This window comes from Actinomycetospora sp., assembly GCF_036497245.1.
Lineage (GTDB): Bacteria > Actinomycetota > Actinomycetes > Mycobacteriales > Pseudonocardiaceae > Actinomycetospora.
On the sequence record NZ_DASXJS010000076.1, the window covers coordinates 1 to 18,660 of the forward strand.

At 75.8% G+C, this 18,660-nt stretch carries 15 protein-coding genes and 1 pseudogene; 9 read left to right on the forward strand and 7 right to left on the reverse strand.

Translation table 11 applies throughout. The annotated features are described in order from the left end of the window. The 8 genes and pseudogenes from VGI02_RS08155 to VGI02_RS08190 all read left to right on the forward strand — a co-directional run. Window positions 1-1,720: ATP-binding protein (locus VGI02_RS08155; RefSeq protein ID WP_331626804.1), on the forward strand; the 1,720-nt coding region annotated here is incomplete at its 5' end. After that, complete coding sequence (locus VGI02_RS08160; RefSeq protein ID WP_331626805.1) at window positions 1,717-2,121, forward strand: roadblock/LC7 domain-containing protein; 405 nt, start codon at window positions 1,717-1,719, stop codon at window positions 2,119-2,121. The genes VGI02_RS08155 and VGI02_RS08160, both read left to right, overlap by 4 nt. Continuing rightward, on the forward strand, window positions 2,118-3,926 hold the full coding sequence (locus VGI02_RS08165; protein WP_331626806.1) for an FAD-binding protein: 1,809 nt from the start codon (window positions 2,118-2,120) through the stop codon (window positions 3,924-3,926). The genes VGI02_RS08160 and VGI02_RS08165 overlap by 4 nt, the downstream gene beginning before the upstream one ends. Next, a pseudogene (locus VGI02_RS08170) lies at window positions 3,904-4,503 on the forward strand (GTP-binding protein); the annotation flags it as partial. The gene VGI02_RS08165 and the pseudogene VGI02_RS08170, both read left to right, overlap by 23 nt. 134 nt (window positions 4,504-4,637) lie before the next feature. Continuing rightward, window positions 4,638-6,305, forward strand: a complete 1,668-nt coding sequence (locus tag VGI02_RS08175) for a thiamine pyrophosphate-binding protein (protein ID WP_331626807.1) — start codon at window positions 4,638-4,640, stop codon at window positions 6,303-6,305. After that, a complete protein-coding gene (locus VGI02_RS08180) occupies window positions 6,302-7,249 on the forward strand; it encodes an ABC transporter substrate-binding protein (RefSeq protein ID WP_331626808.1) in 948 nt (315 codons plus the stop codon). The genes VGI02_RS08175 and VGI02_RS08180 overlap by 4 nt, the downstream gene beginning before the upstream one ends. 7 nt (window positions 7,250-7,256) lie before the next feature. Further along, window positions 7,257-7,628 (forward strand): hypothetical protein, encoded by a 372-nt coding sequence (locus tag VGI02_RS08185; protein ID WP_331626809.1) that lies wholly within the window; start codon window positions 7,257-7,259, stop codon window positions 7,626-7,628. A 95-nt stretch (window positions 7,629-7,723) separates the two neighbouring features. Beyond that, window positions 7,724-8,431, forward strand: a complete 708-nt coding sequence (locus VGI02_RS08190) for a VOC family protein (protein ID WP_331626810.1) — start codon at window positions 7,724-7,726, stop codon at window positions 8,429-8,431. A 19-nt stretch (window positions 8,432-8,450) separates the two neighbouring features. On the opposite strand, the gene VGI02_RS08195 is transcribed toward VGI02_RS08190, so the two are convergent. The 3 genes from VGI02_RS08195 to VGI02_RS08205 all read right to left on the reverse strand — a co-directional run bounded on the left by VGI02_RS08195 (window position 8,451) and on the right by VGI02_RS08205 (window position 11,925). Continuing rightward, window positions 8,451-9,167, reverse strand: a complete 717-nt coding sequence (locus VGI02_RS08195) for a ZIP family metal transporter (protein WP_331626811.1) — start codon at window positions 9,165-9,167, stop codon at window positions 8,451-8,453. Between the two features lie 20 nt (window positions 9,168-9,187). Next, window positions 9,188-10,213: an aliphatic amidase gene (locus VGI02_RS08200; protein WP_331626812.1), complete on the reverse strand. Its 1,026-nt coding sequence runs from the start codon at window positions 10,211-10,213 to the stop codon at window positions 9,188-9,190. A 125-nt stretch (window positions 10,214-10,338) separates the two neighbouring features. Next, window positions 10,339-11,925: a dolichyl-phosphate-mannose--protein mannosyltransferase gene (locus VGI02_RS08205; RefSeq protein ID WP_414638219.1), complete on the reverse strand. Its 1,587-nt coding sequence runs from the start codon at window positions 11,923-11,925 to the stop codon at window positions 10,339-10,341. Between the two features lie 175 nt (window positions 11,926-12,100). On the opposite strand from VGI02_RS08205, the gene rsmI reads away from it, so the two are divergent. Continuing rightward, window positions 12,101-12,940 carry a 16S rRNA (cytidine(1402)-2'-O)-methyltransferase gene (gene rsmI, locus VGI02_RS08210; RefSeq protein WP_331626814.1) on the forward strand — a complete coding sequence of 280 codons (840 nt, stop codon included), beginning with the start codon at window positions 12,101-12,103 and terminating at the stop codon, window positions 12,938-12,940. A 10-nt stretch (window positions 12,941-12,950) separates the two neighbouring features. On the opposite strand, the gene VGI02_RS08215 is transcribed toward rsmI, so the two are convergent. From VGI02_RS08215 to VGI02_RS08230, 4 genes are all read right to left on the reverse strand, one after another. Then, window positions 12,951-13,868: an NADP-dependent oxidoreductase gene (locus tag VGI02_RS08215; protein WP_331626815.1), complete on the reverse strand. Its 918-nt coding sequence runs from the start codon at window positions 13,866-13,868 to the stop codon at window positions 12,951-12,953. A gap of 72 nt (window positions 13,869-13,940) precedes the next feature. Continuing rightward, the gene (locus VGI02_RS08220) at window positions 13,941-14,411 is read right to left on the reverse strand and encodes an NAD(P)H-dependent oxidoreductase (protein ID WP_331626816.1); all 471 of its coding nucleotides are present in this window, start codon (window positions 14,409-14,411) and stop codon (window positions 13,941-13,943) included. Beyond that, the gene (locus VGI02_RS08225) at window positions 14,408-15,256 is read right to left on the reverse strand and encodes a purine-nucleoside phosphorylase (protein WP_331626817.1); all 849 of its coding nucleotides are present in this window, start codon (window positions 15,254-15,256) and stop codon (window positions 14,408-14,410) included. The genes VGI02_RS08220 and VGI02_RS08225 overlap by 4 nt, the downstream gene beginning before the upstream one ends. A 12-nt stretch (window positions 15,257-15,268) precedes the next feature. Then, window positions 15,269-18,472, reverse strand: coding sequence for a serine/threonine protein kinase (locus VGI02_RS08230; RefSeq protein WP_331626818.1), 3,204 nt, complete (start codon window positions 18,470-18,472; stop codon window positions 15,269-15,271). Window positions 18,473-18,660 lie beyond the last annotated feature (188 nt).

Below are 18,660 nucleotides of genomic sequence, written 5' to 3' on the forward strand. Positions count from 1 at the left end.
CGTCGGGCTGGTCGCGCTCCTCGTCGTGCTCATCGTCCTGGTCGCGACGATCCTCGTGGTCCGCTCGCTCACCCGGCCGCTGCGCGCGCTGCGCCGCGGCGCCCTCGACGTCGCCGACGACCGGCTGCCCACGCTGGTCGGGCGGATGGGGCGCGAGGACCCGTCGGGTGTGGACACCGCCGTCGAGCCGATCGACGTCCGGTCCGACGACGAGATCGGCGAGGTCGCGCGGGCCTTCGACGAGGTCCACCGGGAAGCGGTCCGGCTCGCGGCGGCCGAGGCGCGGCGCCGAGCCGCCACCGGCGCGATCGTGGTCAACCTGTCGCGGCGCACCCAGTCGCTGGTGGAGCGCCAGCTCGCGCTGATCGACGACCTCGAGTCCGGCGAGGAGGACCCGGACCGCCTCGGCGACCTGTTCCGCCTCGACCACCTCGCGACCCGCATGCGCCGCAACGGCGAGAACCTGCTGGTCCTCGGCGGCGAGGAGCCGCTGCGCCGCTGGAACCGGGTGATGCCGCTGCTCGACGTGCTGCGCGCCGCCGCCTCGGAGGTCGAGCAGTACGAGCGCGTCGAGGTCCGGGCCATCCCCGAGGTGTTCGTGGCCGAGGACGCGGTGAGCGACCTGGTGCACCTGCACGCGGAGCTGATCGAGAACGCCACCGCGTTCTCCGCGCGAACCGCGCCGGTCCGGGTCGGGGCCACCGTGCTGCGCGACGGGACGGCGCTGGTCGAGATCAGCGACCGCGGCATCGGGCTCGCCGAGGACGAGCGTGACGCGCTCAACGAGCGCCTCGCCGTCGCCGGGGAGCCTGCAGACCTCGGGGCGGACGCCTCCCGCCGGATGGGCATCGTCGTCGTCGCCCGCCTGGCCGCGCGGCGGGGCGTGCGGGTCCGGCTGCGCCCCGGCGACGACGGCGGGACGACGGCGACCGTGTCGGTCCCGGCGCGGCTGTTCGCCTCCGACGGGCCCCGCGACGCGCCGGAAGCGGTCCGCGGACCGGACGCCCCGCGGCGCCCGTCCGCCCCGGTGCCCGCCGACGACGACGGCGCCCCCGGCTGGTTCGGTGGCTCCCCGCTCGCCGCGGGCGCCCCGGAGCCGGCACCCGCACCGTCGGGGTCGCCACCCGCCCCGACGTTCGTGCCCACCGCGGCGGGCACCACCGCCACCGGGCTGCCGCAGCGCGCCCCCGGCGCGAACCAGGTCCCGGCAGGCCGGGCGGTCGACGACGAGACCCCCTCGCCCCGGACCCCCCGGCCCGCGCCACGGCCGGCGCACGCCCGGTCGGAGGCGCCCCGGCCCGACGCCCCGACCTGGGACCGCTCGCCCGCCGCAGTGCGGCACCGCTACGCCGGGGTCGCGCAGGCCCGGGCCCGGGCCCGCGTCGAGCAGCCCACCGCGACCCCGTCCGCCGGGATCCCCCGGCCCGCCCCGTCCCCTGCGGCCGCGCCCGAGGCCACCGGCGCCGACCCCGTCGCGAACCCCGTCGCGAACGGCACCACCGCCGACGGCCTGCCCCGCCGCGCCCCCGGCGCCAACTACGTCCCCGGCGCCGCCCCGTCCGGGACGCCGCCCACCGGCCCGGTCACGGACCCGGCGGAATCCGGTCCGGCCTGGGACCGTTCGGCGGATGCCGTCCGTGCCCGGTTCGCCGGGTACCAGTCCGGCCGGGACCGCGCCCGCAGCAGCACCGCCCACCCCGAGGAGGCCCGACCGACATGACGAGCGGGGACCAGCACACAGCGGCGAGCGATCTCGACTGGCTCGTCACCGACTTCGTCGAGCGCGTCCCGGGTGTCGCGCACGCCGTCGTCGTCTCCTCCGACGGGCTGCCGATCGCCCGCAGCGCCGAGGTCCCGGCCGACCGCGCCGACCAGCTCGCCGCCATCACCTCCGGCCTGGCCAGCCTCACCGGCGGCGCGGCCAAGGTGTTCCAGGGCGGGCCGGTCGACCAGACCGTCGTCGAGATGCGTCACGGCACGTTCCTCGTCACCGCGATCTCCGACGGGTCCTCGCTCGCGGTGCTCGCCGCCCCCGGCTGCGACATGGGCCTCGTCTCCTACGAGATGGCGCTGCTCGTCGATCGCGTCGGGCACGGCCTGAGCCCCGCGGCCCGCCCGTGAGCGCGGCCCCCGGGCCGGAGTCGCGCGACGGGCCCGACGCTCCCGACGGCACCCCCCGGGCGCTCGTCCGGCCCTACACCGTGACCGGCGGTCGCACCGTCACGGCGGACTCGTGGCCACCGGAGACGGTGGTGTCGGCGACCGGCCGGGTGCCCTCGCCGCGCACGCCCCCACCGCAGCCGGGCCGTCCCGCGCCCGGACACGACCTCCCCGACGGCGACCTCCGCCGGCTCGCCGACCACGTCCGCGGCCCGGTGTGGCTGCCCGGCGACCCGGGGTTCGACGAGGAGATCGCGTCGTCGTACTCCAGCGTCGCGCACCGCCCGCTCGTGCTCGTCGGGGTGCGCGACCCGTCCGACGTCGCCGCGGCCGTGTCGTTCGCCGTCGAGCGGGGCCTCCCCGTCGCGGTGCAGGCGACCGGGCACGGGGCCGTCCGGCCCGTCGACGACGGCGTCATGCTCTCCACCCGGCGGATGCGGACGCTGCGCGTCGACCCGGACGCCCGCACGGCGACCGTCGGAGCGGGGGTGGTCTGGAGCGAGGTGATCGCCGCGGCCGGCCGCCACGGCCTCGCCCCGCTGTGCGGCAGCGCGCCCGCCGTCGGCGTGGTCGGGTACACCCTCGGCGGCGGCATCAGCCCGCTCGCGCGCACGTTCGGGTTCACCGCCGACCACGTGGCCGCCGCCGAGGTCGTCACCGCCGACGGGCGCATCCGCCTCGCCGACGACGCCCACGAGCCGGAGCTGTTCTGGGGCCTGCGCGGCGGCAAGGGCAACCTCGGGGTGGTCACCGCCCTCGTCGTCGAGCTGTTCCCGATCACCAGCCTCGTCGGCGGCGGTCTGTTCTTCGACGGCGACGCCGCCGACGCCGTGCTCCGCGCCTACCCCCGGTGGACCGCCGGGCTGACCGAGGCGACGACGACGTCGGTGTCGCTGTCCCACCTGGGGCACCGCAGCCGTGCCGGGAGCCCCCTGCCGACGGTGCACCTGCGGTTCGCCCACGTCGGCGCCCCGGACACCGCGGCCGACGTCCTCGCCCCGATGCGCGCGCTCGCCCCGACGCTGGACACCGTCGGTGAACTGCCCTACGAGGCCATCGGCACCATCCACGACGACCCGACCGAGCCCGCCGACGTCTGGAAGCGGGGACTGCTGCTCGGCGACCTGCCGCCCGGCGTCGTCGAGACCGTCCTGCGCTCCTGCGGGCCCGACGTCGCCGACCCCGTCGCGAGCATCGAGATCCGCCACCTCGGCGGGGCGATGGCCCGGCGCCCGCGGCCCGACAACGCCGTCGGCGGCCGCGACGCCCGCTACGGGGTGTTCGTGGTCGACGTGCACGGACCGGACGGCGACGCCCCCGAGCGCGGCAGGCGGCTCGTCGAGGCGCTGGAACCCCACTCGACGGGCGCCGCGGTGAACTTCCTCGGCACCGTCACCGACTCCGACGTCGTCGCCACCGCCTGGTCCCGGGAGGACTACACCCGCCTGGCCGCGCTCAAGGCGCAGGTCGATCCCGACGAGGTGTTCCGCTTCGGCTACGCCATCCCGGCGCGCCCGGACGCGGCGGTGGACGCCGGGCCCGGACCCGACGCCGGACCGCCCGAGGCGCGCGCCATCGTCGAGGCCGCCCGGCCCTGGCGCTCGCTCGCCGAGATCGCGGCGGGCACCCGACTCCCGCTCGGCGTCGTGCGCGTCCTCGTCACCGATCTCGCCGACGCGGGCCTCGTCCGCGTCCACCGCCCCGGCGCCGGGGCGGACACCGACCAGCTGGAAAGGGTATTGCGTGGACTCCAGCGACGGCTCTGATCCCTCGGCCCCCGGCCCGACCGTCACCGCGCTCAAGATCGTCGTCGCGGGTGCCTTCGGGGTGGGCAAGACGACGTTCGTCGGCGCCGCGTCCGACATCACGCCGCTGCGCACCGAGGAGGTCATGACGGCGGCGAGCGTCGGCGTCGACGACCTCTCGGCCACCCCCGACAAGCGCAGCACCACCGTCGCGATGGACTTCGGGCGCCTCGACCTGGACCCGGGCGACACCGACACCGCCGGCGCGCTGCCGCTCTACCTGTTCGGCACCCCGGGCCAGTACCGGTTCTGGTTCATGTGGGACGAGCTGGTGCGCGGGGCCGTCGGCGCGGTGGTGCTCGTCGACACCCGCCGGCTGCTCGACTCGTTCCCCGTCCTCGACTACCTCGACCGCACCGACCTGCCCGTCGTCGTCGCGGTCAACGGGTTCGACGGCGAGTACCCGCACGGCGTCGATGCGGTCCGGGAGGCCCTCGCGCTGCCCGCGACGACGCCGATCGTCACCTGTGACGCCCGTGACCGGGCGTCCGCGACCGGCACGCTCGCGCGGCTCGTCGAGCACGCGCTGACGGCGCGCGGCGGAGCGACCGGCCGGGAGCCGCAGCCGGTGGCGTCGTACCGGAGACGGGGCAACGAGGGGAGCACGCCGATAGGGGAGCTCGACCATCGAGACCGGCGCGATCCGCAGGAGACGACCACGGGAGGTGCCCGGTGACCCCGGCGGCGCTGATGCTCGACCTGCTGCGCGACGAGGGCGTCGACCGCGTCTTCGGCAACCCGGGGACCACCGAGCTGCCGTTGCTGCGCGAGCTCGCCGGCACGTCCGACCCGTCCTACGTCCTCGCGCTGCAGGAGTTCTCCGCGGTGTCGGCCGCCGACGGCTACGCGCGCGGCACCGGGCGGCCGGCGTTCGTGTCGGTGCACGCCGTGCCCGGCGTCTCCAACGCGCTGATCGGGCTGAACAACGCCCGTCGCTCCCGCACGCCGCTGGTGGTCACCGCCGGGCAGCAGGACCAGCGGTTCCTGCGCGACGCCCCGATGCTCGGCGGCGACCTGGTGGGCCTCGCGGGCCCGGCCTGCCTGTCCGCGGAGGAGGTCCACACCCCTGGCGACCTGCTGCCGCTGCTGCGCCGGGCGTTCGCGCGGGTGCGCCGCCAGCCGTCGGGACCCGCGTTCCTCTCGATCCCGATGAACCTGCTCGGCGGGGACGGGTCCTCGGAGGGCTTCCCCGAGGGCGGGCCGACGCTGCCGGGCCGGATCCCCGTGCCCGACGCCGGGCCCGCCACGACGGTCGACGCGGCCGCGGAGGTGCTCGCCGCCGCCGAGCGGCCCGCGATCCTCGCCGGCGACCGCGTCGGGGCGACCCGGTCGGTGGCGGAGCTGACCGCGGTCGCCGAGGCCCTCGGCGCGACGGTCTACCCGCAGCCGCAGTACGAGTACGTCGACGCCGACTCCGAGCACCCGCTGACCGCGCCCTCCCCGCACTTCACGGGCACCGAGATCGCCAAGGCCCTCGCTGGCCACGACGTACTGCTCGTCGCGGGGGCGGCGATCCGGCCGCACATCTGGACCGCGGAGGCCCCGATCCCCGACGGCATGCGGGTGGTCCAGCTCGACGACGACCCCGCCGAGCTCGGGCGCTCGTACCCCGTCGAGGTCGCGATGGCCGGCGCGATCGGGCCGTCGCTGGCCGCGCTGGCGTCGTCGTTGCGCCCCGGCACCGAGGCCCGTCGGGAGACCGTCGAGCGCCGCGCGGGCCGGACCGCCGAGGTGCTGGTCGCCCAGCGGCGGGCGTGGCGGGAGAGCGCCCGCTCGGGGCTGTCGGTCGCGGGCCCGGTCGACGCGGCGAGCGCCGCCCAGGCCGTCGCGGACGCGCTCACGCCGGGCAGCGTCGTCGTCGAGGAGGCCCCGACCAGCGGTCCCGCGCTGCGCCGGGCGCTGCCCCAGCGCGACGCCGGCGACTACCACAACTCGTCGGGCAACGGCGGGCTCGGCTGGGGTGCCGGGGCCGCCGTCGGGCTCGCGCTGGCGCAACCTCACCGGCCGGTCCTGGCGTTCCTCGGGGACGGGTCGGCGATGTTCGGCGTGCAGGGACTCTGGACCGCCGCGCGGGTCGGCGCGCCGGTCACCTACGTCGTCGTCGACAACGGCGGGTACCGGGCGGTGTCCGACGCGCTGCCACCCGGGTTCGCCGGGACGACGCTGGGCGGCGTGGACTGGGCGGCGCTCGCGGGCTCGCTCGGGCTGCACGGCACGCGGGTGGAGCGCGGCGAGGAGATCGGCCCCGCGGTCGCGGCGGCGCAGCGCAGCGGCGAGCCCTCGCTCGTCGTCGTGCCGATCAGCGCCGCCAACGAGACGACGGGCGGGGGTGCGTCGTGAGGCGCGCGCTGCTCGGGGTGCTCGCGGTGCTGGTCCTCGCCACGGGGTGCGCGTCCGGGGCGCCGACGGCCGCCGCGCCGGAACGCACGAAGGTGACCGTCACGAGCCTGCCGATCGTGGACGTCGCACCGCTCTACCTCGCCCAGCAGAACGGCTTCTTCCGCGACGCCGGGCTGGACGTGACGATCAAGCCGCTGACCTCCTCACCGCAGGGGCTCGCGGGCCTCGCCGACGGCAGCGTCGACATCGTCGCTGGCGCCAACTACGTCAGCTACCTCGAGGAGCAGGCGCGCGGGAACGCCGACCTGCGGGTGGTCGCCGAGGCGGCACTGGCGTCGCCGGGGCTCGACCAGGTCGTCGCCTCGCCCCGCTCGGGGATCCGGGACGCCTCGCAGCTCGCCGGGCGCACGATCGCGGTGAACACCCCGCCGCCGAACATCCAGACCCTGGCGCTGGACCGGGTGCTCGCCGCGCGCGGCGTGGATCCGCGGACGGTGCGCTACGTGCCGATGCCGTTCGCCCAGGCCGTGACGGCGCTGGGGAACGGCTCGCTGGACGCGGCGTGGCTGGTGGAGCCGTTCGTGACCCAGGCCGAGCAGGCGGTGGGCGCGCTGCCGGTGATCGACCCCGCGAGCGGGCCGACCGCCGCGCTCCCGCTCGACGGCTACTTCACCACCTCGCGCTTCGCCGAGCAGTTCCCGCGGACCGTCGACGCGTTCCGGTCGGCGCTGGCCCGGGGCGCGGCGCTCGCGGCCGACTCGCGCGCGACGACGGCGGTCCTGCCCGGGTTCGCCCCGGTCGACGCGCCGACCGCCACGCTCATCACACTGCCGAACTATCCGACGACGGTGGAGGCGGCGCGGATCCAGCGCGTCGCGGATCTCATGACCCAGGCGGGCATGATCGACCGGCGCCTCGACGTGGCGTCGCTGATCGCGGGGTGAGGCGACGATGACCGAATCCGAACGGATCGAGGGCGAGCAGCGGTACCGGGATCCGCCTCCGGCCGAGGTGCGGGACCCGCGGGACAGCGGCGCGCTGCCCGGCCTGATGTTCGACGACGTGACCGGGCGGGTGATCCGGACCGGGGACGGGCCCGTCCCGGAGGAGGAGAGCCGGCCCGGGGCGGACGGCGGATCGTCCTCGGAACCCGGACCGGCACACGTCCCGGATCGGGGACCCTCGCGGGTGCAGCGGCGGACCGACGGCCGAGCCATGATCCCGCTCCTGTCGCAGGCTCTGTCGTCGCAGCTGACCCAGCTCGCGGACGACGACGACCCGGTGCCTGGCGGCTGGTGGTTCACGCCGGACACGGACCGCTGAGCCCGGCGTCAGAAAAGTCCCGTTGCCGACGCTGAACGTCCGCAAGTCGTCGTTCACGACGAGCGGCTCGGCGTGGTCCGCGCCACACTCCTCGGGTGGGCGGGACGGCGGACGGCGAACCCTGCTGGGCGGACCTCGCGCTCGTCGAGGGCGCGGACACGGTCACCGCGTTCTACGGCGCGGTCCTCGACTGGACGTTCACCGACGAGGGCGCGGCCGAGCACCACGAGGCGGTGGCGCTCGCCGGTGAGCGCCGCGTCGCGGGTCTCGGCGCCCCCGACGGGAGCCCGCCCGGCTGGACGCTCTACCTCGCCGTCGAGGACGCCGCGGACGTCGCGGAGCGCCTGGTCGAGGCCGGCGGCATGCTGCTGCACGGTCCCGACGACGACGGGTGCGGCGGCCTCGTCGTCGTCGCCCTCGATGCCGGCGGGGCGACGGTCGGGCTCTGGGAGTCCGACGAGCCCGCCGCGCCACCTGCCTGGGTCGAGGCCGCGTCGGCGGATCCGGGGCTGACGAAGACGTTCTACGGCACCGTCCTCGGGTTCACCCACGAGCCGACCGACGAGCCGGGCACGACGACGCTGCACCGCGACGGCCCGGCCCTCGGCGCGGTGGTGTTCGCCGGTGACGCGCTGCCGCACTGGCTCGTGCACTTCGGCGTGGACGACGTGGACGCTGTCGCGGCCGCCGCCGAGGACGCGGGCGGCACCGTCGTCGAGGCTCCGACGGAGGCCACGTCCGGGCGCCGCGCCGTGCTCGCCGACCCGTCGGGTGCGCGGTTCGCGGTGATCACCCGGGGCTGAGCTCGGTCCGGCGAGGGCCTCAGCCGATCAGCTCGTCGAGCAGCAGGTAGATGAGGAACCCGACGAAGAAGCCGACCGAGCCCAGCGCCGTCTCACCCTGCTCGTGCGCCTCGACCAGCAGTTCCTCGGTGGCCAGGTACATGAACGCGACCGCCCCGAACGCGAGCACGCCCGCCAGCACCTGGGCCGAGACGTCCGCGAGCAACACTGCGCCGACCGCGGTCCCGGCCACGGTGAGCAGGGACAGCGCGGTGGGCGCGGTCGCGGTCAGCGTCCGGGAGGCGCCCCGGGCCATCGTTGCCGACAGCGAGAGCCCGACGAACAGGTACTCGACGGCGAGCGCGATCGCGAGCAGCAGCCCCGTGGTCGGGCCCGCGGCGAACCCCGCCCCGAGGACGAGCCCGTCGACGGCGAAGTCCACCCCGGTGGCGACCGCGAGCCCGACCGGCAGCGCGGGCCCGTCGGCGCGGCGGCGCCGCTCGAGCGCCGTTGATAGCGCGCGGAAGGCGAACATCACGACGATCCCGGCCGAGAACCCCACGACCGCGACCCACGGCTGTTCGCGCAGCACACCGGGGAGCAGCTCGATCGCCGCGGCCGCGAACACCACGCCCGCCGCGAAGTGCTGGATGCCGCTGGTGACCCGCCGGCCGGGCGCACGGATCGCCGCGACGATCCCCGAGACGCCCGCGGCCGCCACGGGGATCAGCGAGAACAGGACCGCGCGCAGGAGCACCCGCGAACGCTAGCCCGGCATCAGGACCCGTTCGGGATGCCCTCCACCGGGGCCTCGGGCGTGCCGATGTGCTCGCGGGTCATCGCCTCGACCTGCTTCTGCGCGAGCGCCGGGTCGGTGACCCAGGTCTTGTAGAAGTCGAACGGGCACTCCGCGACACCGGAGTCACCGCCCCCGGACTGGATGACGCCGGTGTAGCCGCGGTGCAGGAGCTTGAACAGGTGGTTCTGCGACTGCCAGTTCTTCCGGGCGTCCCGGATCATCGACACCGACAGCTCGGCGTACTGCACGCCCATCTCCTCGGTACCGCACTCGCCGAGCGTGCGGCCGTCGAACCCGACGATCGCGGAGTGGCCGAAATAGGAGTAGACGCCGTCGAACCCGGTGGCGTTGGCGACGGCGACATAGACGTTGTTCGCCCACGCCATCGACTTCGACATCATGATCTGCTGCTCCTTGGCCGGGTACATGTAGCCCTGCGGCCGGACGACGAGCTCGGCGCCCTTCATCGCGCAGTCACGCCAGATCTCGGGGTAGTTCCCGTCGTCGCAGATGATCAGGGCCATCTTGAGGCCCTTCGGCCCCTCGACGACGGTGGTGTGCTCGCCGGGGTACCAGCCCTCGATCGGCACCCAGGGCAGGATCTTGCGGTACTTGTTGACGATCTCGCCCTGGGCGTTGATCAGGACGAGCGTGTTGTACGGGTTCTTGTCGGGGTGGTCCTCGTGACGCTCGCCGGTCAGCGAGAACACGCCCCAGACCCCGGCCGTCCGGCACGCCTCGGCGAAGATCTCGGTCTCGAAGCCGGGACAGGTGGCGGCGTTGGTGAACATCTCGTCGCGGTCGTACATGATCCCGTGGGTCGAGTACTCCGGGAAGACGATCAGGTCCATGCCCGGGAAGCCCCGCTTGATCCCGACCACCATGTCCGCGATCTGTGCGCAGTTCGCGCGGATGCCCGCCTCGTCGTGCAGCCGGGGCATCGTGTAGTTCACGACCGCCACGCCGACGCCGTCGTTGCTGCTGCTGATGTCCCCGTGCCGCATGGAGAACCGCCGTCCCTCGTCGTCGCGTGCTGCCGTGGACCGACCGTACGAGCACGCACGGGCGCGGCAATGGTGCGAGCGAAGTCGTCATCGGAGCGCAATATGCGTCGCGATCCGGGCCCGGGTCACCGCCAGGAGGGCAGCCAGAGCTCCGCGTTCCATCGCGCCGCGGTGATCGAGGCGCCGACGAGGATCGGCCACAGCCACGCGAAGTTCGCGACGACGAGGCCGACGTAGATCGCGACCACCATCCGCCCCGTCGCGCGCCGTTCCGGACCGGACGTGCGGCGCCCCAGGACCTCGCCCAGCACCAGCGTCACCGCGAGCACCAGGAACGGGATCACCGGCGCCATGTAGAAGAAGTACATCTGCCGGTCGATGTCGGTGAACCAGGGCAGGATGCCCGCGCCGTAGCCCACGAGGACGGCGGCATAGCGCCAGTCGCGGCCCGTGATCCAGCGCCAGATCCCCCAGCCGAGCACCGGGAACGCGGTCCACCACAGCGCGGGCGTGCCGATCGCCATCACGGCCCCGACGCAGTCGTTCGTCCCGCAGCCCGGAGCGGCCGCACCCGACTCGTAGTAGTAGAGCATCGGGCGCAGCCCCATCGGCCACGTCCAGGGCTTGGACTCCCACGGGTGCGGGTTGCCGCGCGGCGTGAACAGCGTGGCGTGGAACTCCAGCACCTTCGACGAGAAGTAGGCCATGCCGCGCACCCAGTCGGGCAGCCAGTCCGGGAGCAGGGCGACCAGGGTGACGGCGTCCGCCTTGGCGTCGGGGACGTGCCGGTCGGTGCCGGTCTCGGAGGCGATCCAGGGCAGCCAGCTCGCGACGTAGATCAGGATCGGCAGGAGGAAGCACGCCCAGACGAGCGGCGCGAGGTCGCGCACCAGCGTCCCGACCCACGGGCGCGCCACCCCGGCGGCCCGCCGCGCGGCGACGTCGAACCCGATGATCAGCGCACCGAGGAAGACGATGTAGTAGAGCCCGGACCACTTGCTGGCCAGCGATGCCCCGATGCACAGCCCGGCCGCGAACCGCCACCAGCGCACTCCGAGCCGCGGCCCGAACGGGGTGTCGAGGATGCGTCCCTCGGCGACGACGACCGCCATGCGGCCGCGGACGTCGTCCCGGTCGGCGAGGATCGCGGCGAAGGCGCCGAGCACGAACAGCGTCGGGTAGATGTCGATCATCCCGACGCGGCTGGTCACCTGCGAGAGCCCCTCGCAGATCAGCAGCACGCCCGCGATGCCGCCGAGCAGCGTCGAGCGGGTGAGGCGGCGTGCGATCCGGATGATCAGCAGCACACACAGTGTCCCGGCGAGCGCGGAGACCACCCGCCAGCCGACCGGGTCGTAGCCGAAGATCCACTGCCCGACGGCCATGAGCTGCTTGGACAGCGGCGGGTGGACGACGAGCTCGTAGCCCGGGTTGTCCTCGTACCCGCCGTTGCGCAGCGCCTGCCACGTCTGCGGCACGTAGTGCTTCTCGTCGAAGACCGGGGTGCCGTTGTCGGTGGGCCGGCCCAGGTCCCACATCCGGACCACGCCCGCGATCAGCGTGAGGACGATCGTGACGATCCAGCCGCGCAGCCGGTCGGTGGGCATCGGGCGCCCGAGGAGGCTCTCGACGCCGCGCGGTCCCGGGGCGAGGACACCGCGCGGGTCCGCGACGGTGCCGGCCGCTGCCCTCCCCGTCGCGGGCCGTTCCATGGTGCTGCCGGCCGTCACGGGGGCCGATCGTACGGGCCGCGCTAGAGGAGCACTCGGCCGCCGAGTGGGCGCTGAGGGCTCGCTCGGCAACCGTGGGAGTCCACTGGCGGCGTGAGGGCGCCGTCCGGAAGCGCCGACGCGGCCACCGGCCGGGTCTGATCTAGGGTCGGGACCCGTGTCCGAGGGTGTCCTGCTGCTGGCGGCGACCCCGCTCGGCGACCCCGGTGACGCCTCCGCCCGGCTGCGGGACGCGCTCGCGACGGCGGACGTCGTCGCCGCCGAGGACACCCGGCGGCTGTCCCGGCTGACCTCCGCGCTCGGGGTGAGCGTGCGCGGCAGCGTCGTGAGCTTCTACGAGGACGTCGAGCGGGCGCGGATCCCGCGGCTGCTCGAGGAACTGCGCGGCGGCGCGACGGTGCTGGTGGTCTCCGACGCCGGGATGCCCGCGGTGTCCGACCCCGGCTACCGGCTGGTCGCGGCGTGCGTCGCCGAGGGCCTGCGGGTGCGCTGCCTGCCCGGCCCGTCGGCGGTGCTCGCCGCGCTCGCGGTCTCCGGGCTGCCCACCGACCGGTTCTGCTTCGAGGGGTTCGCCCCGCGCGCGGACGGCAAGCGCCGCTCCTGGCTCGCGACGCTGGCGGCCGAGCAGCGCACCACGGTGTTCTTCGAGTCCCCCCGCCGGCTGGCGTCGCTGCTCGCGGTGGCGGTCGACGTCCTCGGCGCCGCGCGGCCCGCCGTCGTGTGCCGCGAGCTCACCAAGACCCACGAGGAGATCGTCCGCGGCGGGCTCGGCGACCTGGCGGCGTGGGCGGGGGAGCGTGACGTGCTCGGCGAGGTGACGGTCGTGCTCGGCGGCGCCGTCGTCGTCGCCCCGGAGCCCGACGACCTCGCCGACGAGGTGCTCGCGCTCGTCGCCGGCGGGCGGCGTCTCAAGGACGCCGCCCGCGCGGTGGCGAGCGAGCGCGGGGTCTCGACGAACGCGCTCTACGAGGCGGCGGTGCGCCTGCGCGGCACCTGAGCGGACGGGATCATGCGGTGGTGAGCACGAGCTTCCCGCTGACCGCACCCGTGCGGTTGTCCTCCTGCGCCTGCCCCGCCTGCTCGAGCGGGTAGACGACCACCTCGGGCGCGCGGTAGCGGCCCGCGGCCAGACCGGCGACGAAGTCGGCGAGCGAGCCCTCGACCTCGCCGTCGGCCCCGGCGGAGAACGTCACCCCGTAGGTCCCGGCCTCCGGGTCGGCGATGGTGATCACGCGGTCCGCGGAGCCGGTGAGGGCGACGAGGTCGCCCAGCGCGCCCTTGCCCGCGGTGTCGAACGCGGCGTCCACGTGGGCGGTCAGCCCGCGTACCCGGTCCGCGAGGCCGTCGCCGTAGACGACCGGGGTCGCGCCGAGGCCCTTGACGACGTCCTGGTGGCGCTCGCTCGCGGTGCCGATCACGGTCACCCCGCGCGCCGCGGCGACCTGCGTGGCGACGACGCCGACGCCGCCCGACGCGCCGCTGATCACCAGGACCTTGCCCGCGGTGTCGTCGCCCTCGCCGAGGCCGAGCAGGGCCAGCCCGCGGTAGGCGGTGGTCACGACGACCGCCAGCGACCCGGCGATCTCCCAGCTCACGCCCGCCGGCTTGGCGACGAGCCGGGCCGCGTCCGCGAGGGCCCGCTCGGCGTAGGCGCCGCCGACGGCGTGGCCGAGCACCTCGTCGCCGACGCCGAACGCGGTCACCCCCTCACCGAGGGCCTCGACGGTGGCCGCGAGGTCGATCCCGCCGATCACGGGCTTCTCGGGCGCGTCGGAGGACGCCATGCCGCCGCTGCGCAGCTTCCAGTCGATCGGGTTGACGGATGCGGTGCGCACGGCCAGGCGGACCTGGCCCGGGCCCGGCTGCGGGTCCTCGCGCTCCACGATCTCCAGCACTTCCGGCCCGCCGAAGCGGGCGTACTGCACGGCTCGCGATGTCATGTGGTGCGCAACGCCGCGGGGCCGTCAGGGCTTCCGCCCGAGTGAGGCTCGTGGTCGTCAGGACGACGAGATGCGCTCACCGGCCCGGAGCGCCGCGGTCGCCCCGAGCTCCCAGGCCGCCTCGCGGTCGGCGGCCTCGACGGCCCCGGTGGTCTCGACGACGGCCGTGGCCTGCTCCCAGCCCAGCGCGCCGGTGATGCGCAGGACGTCGCGGACCGCGCCCGCGACGTCGTCGCCCCCGTGCACGTAGAGCCCGAACGGCAGCGCCCGGGTGTCCTGCAGGCACGGGTAGTAGATCTGGTCGAAGAAGTGCTTGAGCGCCCCGGACATGGTCCCGATGTTCGCCGGCGTGCCCAGCACGACCGCGTCGGCGGCCAGGACGTCGGCCGCTCCCGCGACCAGCGCGGGCCTCGTCGTGATCTCCACCGGCTCGGGCAGCTCGTCGGTCCCCGCACCCTCCAGGACGGCCTCGAGCAGTTCCTGGCACGACGGCGACGGGGTGTGGTGGACCACGAGCAGACCGCTCACGCCGGCGCTCCGTTCACGGACAGGGCCGCCGTCACGAGGTCCCGCAGCAGCCCACCGGTGCGCGCGGCGGCGGCGTGGACGGCGTCGAGGACCGCGAGGTGGTCGATCCCCTCGTCGGTGGTGCCGGCCGCGGGATTGCTGACCAGCGCGATCCCGGCGACCCGGGCACCCGCCGCACGGGCCGCGATCGTCTCCAGCACCGTCGACATCCCGACCAGGTCCGCACCCAGCGTGCGCAGCATCCGGATCTCGGCAGGCGTCTCGAAGTGGGGGCCGGGCAGCCCGGCGTAGACGCCCTCGACGAGGCTCGGGTCGAGGCGGCGGGCGGCCGTGCGCAGCCCCGGGTCGTAGGCGTCGGTGAGGTCGACGAACGCCGGGCCGACCAGCGGGGAGCGGCCGGTGAGGTTGAGGTGGTCGCTGATGAGCACCGGTTGCCCGACGGCGTAGGAGGGGTCGATGCCGCCCGCGGCGTTGGTGAGCACGACCGTGCCCGCCCCCGCCGCGCACGCCGTCCGGACCGCGTGCACGGCCTGCGCCTCGCCGTGGCCCTCGTAGAGGTGCGTGCGCCCGAGCAGGACCAGGACGTGGTGGCCCGCGACGGTGACCGAGCGCGCCGTCCCGCGGTGGTCCGGGGCCCCGAGCGGGGTGAAGCCCGGGAGCTCGGCGACCGGGACCTCGGCGTCCGCGACGCCGATCCCGTCGGCCGCCGGTCCCCATCCCGAGCCCAGGACGACCGCGACGTCGTGGGCATCGACCCCGGTGCGCCGTGCCAGTTCGGCCGCGGCGGCGCGGGCGGCGCCGTCGGGATCGGTGCGGGGACTCGTGGCGGCGACGTCGGGGCTCATCGAGGACGCAGGCTAGACCGGCGGCGTGAAGCTGTCGGCGACCGTCGCGAACTGCTCGGGGGCGCCGCCGGGCGCGGTGCTGGGCACCGTCATCCGCACCACCCACAGGTCGGTCCCCGACGGGATGAGCCGCGTCCACGTGGTCCGGTCGTCGGTGGGGCCGGAGCGCGCGCGGTAGACGGTCTGCTGCACCGGTTCCTCGGCGCCCGCCCGCGGGGGCGCGACGACGGTGAGCGGCTCGACCCGCACCGCGTCCGCCCCGAGCCGCGACGGGTCGCCGAGCAGCGCCACGTACGCCGCGGTGCGCTGGGCGGGGTAGAAGCGCACCAGCCGGTCGATGCGCAGCTCGCGGGTGGCGTCGTCGGACACGTAGCGCACCACGATGTCCCCGGTCGTCTCCTGCAGGCGGAACTGCTGCCAGCTGCTCGGCACGAGTGCGGTGAACCCCATGCCGGTGCCGCTGTACCGGGCGTTGTCGTCGCTGTGGGCCACCATGCGCTCGCCGTCGACCACTGGTCCGTCGGGCGCGAGCGACACCGAGAACGGTGGTTGCCCGCCGATCATCCGGACCGCTGCGTAGCCGCCGATCAGCCCGGCGAGGGCGAGCGCGACGACGAGCGCGACGACGCCCACCCGCCACCCGCGGCTCGGGGTGGCCGGGGCCTGGCGCGACGGGGCGAACGGCAGCGGCCCGGGGTCGGGCGCCAGTGCCTGCGGACTCCCGGGACGCCGGGGCGCGGCCATCGGCGCGCGGGGCGGCCGCTGGTAGGGCTGCGACCACGGACCCGGTGCCGACGGGCCTGCGGGCCGCGGGGCGGGTCGTGCCCCCTCGGGCACGCGTGGGGTGACCATCGTCGTCTCGGCAGCGCTCGGCTCGGGGACCGCCGCGTTCCCGGACGACGGCGTGGGCGTGCGCGGGTTGCCGGAGGACGGCGTGCTGGTGCGGGGGGTGCCGGACGACGGCGTGGGCGTGCGCGGGGTGCCGGACGGCGGCGTGCCGGGGCGGGGGGTGCCCGAGGACGGCGTGGTGGTGCGCGGCGTGCCCGAGGACGGCGTGGTGGTGCGCGGCGTGGCCGTGGACGGCGTCGCGGTGGGGGTGACCGGGGTGTCGTCGCCGGTCCGGCGGTCGTCGCCGGTCCGGCCGTCGTCATCCTCGGCGTCGGTGGCCGCGGCCGGCGTGGCCGCACCGGTGCCGGACGCGGTCGAGCCGGTCGACCCGCCGGTGGACGTCTGCTTCTTCGCCCCGGACTCCGACTTCGGCCCGGACTCCGACTTCGCCGCGGTCTCCGACGAGTCCTCGTCCGGTGTGTCGTCCGACCCGTTCCCCGCGATGCCGCCCGCCGTCGACGCGACGCCGTCGTCCGGCTCCGGTGCCGAGTCCTCCGGCGCTGTCGTGTCGGAGGTCGCGCGGTTCGCCGCGACGGCGGCCGCGCCACCCGCCGCGAGTGCCGCGGCACCGCCGGCCACGACGGCGGCCGCGCCTCCCGACCCGGCGTCACCGTCGTCGGCCTCGTCGTTCCCGGCGTCCGGGGACCCGTCGGCGTCCGGGGCCGTCGCGGTGGACTGCTCCCCGGTGGATTGCTCCCCGGTGGTCGGTGTGACGCCGGATCGCTTGCCGGCGTCGCCCGGACCGCTGGGCGCTGCGGCGGAGGCCTTCCCGGTTCCCTCGGCCGCTTCCGACGCGGAGACCTCGGCGACCTGCGCCCCGGCGACCTGCGCCTTGGCGTCCGTCGCGGAGCGGTGCTCGTCGTTCGCGGCCGGACCGTCCGAGGACTGCTTCGCCGACGCGTCGTCCGGCTGCTCGTCGGTGCTCACGGCGGTGTCCGGGACGTCGTCCTCGGCATCGCCGTCCGCCGCCGCGGCGTCGTCGGGCCCGTCGGTCGTGCCGTCGTCGTCGGCGCCCGGACCGTCCCCGTCGGGATCGTCGGTCCCGGAGGAGGACGCGGCGTCGCCGCCCGATGACGCGTCGCCCGCCGACGCACCTGCCGCGACCGCTCCGGCCGCCGCCGCTCCGGCCGCGGCCGCACCCGCGGCACCGTCGTCGGCGTCCTCGGAGGTCCCGGTCGACGGCGCCTCCGCGGGCGCGGCGACCGCGTCCACCGCGGCGTCGGAGGCAGGCTCGTCCGCCGGCGGGGCGGCGGGGGTGTCGCGCAGCGGCCCGGCGAACGGGGCGGTGCGCGGCGCGGGCGGCGTCGGGGACGGTCGCCGCGGCGCCGGGCCGGGCTGCGGAGGCCGCTCACCCGAGGGATCGGCGCCCTCGACCAGCGTCCCGCTGCGGCCGCGGACCGGGATGAGCCCGGAGCGGGGATCGTCGGTGGACGCGGGCGGCGTCTGCGGGAGGCGGAACTCCGTCGTGGCGGGCGACGGCGGCGCCGAGAGCATCGGCCCCTCGGGGTCGGCCATCAGCGGGCGCAGGCGCCGGCGCACGGCGGGCAGCGGCATCCGCAGGCCGGGGTCCTTGACCATCAGGCCGCGGATGACGTCGGCGACCGGTCCCTGCCCCGACGGGCGCGGGATGTCGCCGTGCACGACCGCGGAGACGGTCGAGACCGGGTCGCCCGCGTCGTACGGCGGGCGTCCCTCGAGGCAGGCGAACAGCGTCGCGCCGAGGCCCCACAGGTCCGCGGGCGGGCCGACCGCGCGTCCCATCGCCACCTCGGGCGCGATGTAGGGCGGCGAGCCGAGCACCGTGCCGGTCTGGGTCATGGACGACTCGGCGGCGTTGCGCGCGATCCCGAAGTCGGTGAGCTTGATCTGCCCGTCGGTGCCGATGAGGACGTTGCCGGGCTTGACGTCGCGGTGGGTGATCCCGGCGCGGTGCGCGGTCATCAGCGCCGACGCGACCGCCGACCCGATCTCCGCGGTCTCGGCGTGGCTCAGCGTCCCGCGCTCGCCGATGTAGGCGGCGAGGCTGCGCGAGGGCAGCAGTTCCATGACGACGTAGGGCTCGGAGTCGACCTCGACGACGTCGTAGAGGGTCACGACGTTCGGGTGGCTGAGCATCGCCGTCGCGCGGGCCTCGCGGAGGGTCCGCTCGCGCACGATCGCCCGCTCGGAGACGGGCACGAGCGAGAGTCGCACCTCCTTCACCGCGACGGGACGGTGCAGCACCTCGTCGTACGCCGACCAGACGGTGCCCATCGCGCCCCGCCCGAGCTCGGAGTCCAGGCGATAGCGCCCGACCAGGCGGCGGGTGTCGGCGGGGCGGGGACTCACGCCCCCCATGATGGCGCCCTGGTCGCCGGTGACCGTCGCCCCACCCGTCCAGCCGTGCCCCCCGGCGACCGACCGTGCGCAACCGGAATGAGGCCGCTCGTCACCGCCTGTGCGACCGCTCGTCGGGCGACGACCGGCGTTTGTGGGCCGCTGGCCCGGTGACCTGCACCGTTGCGCCGCTCGTCTCG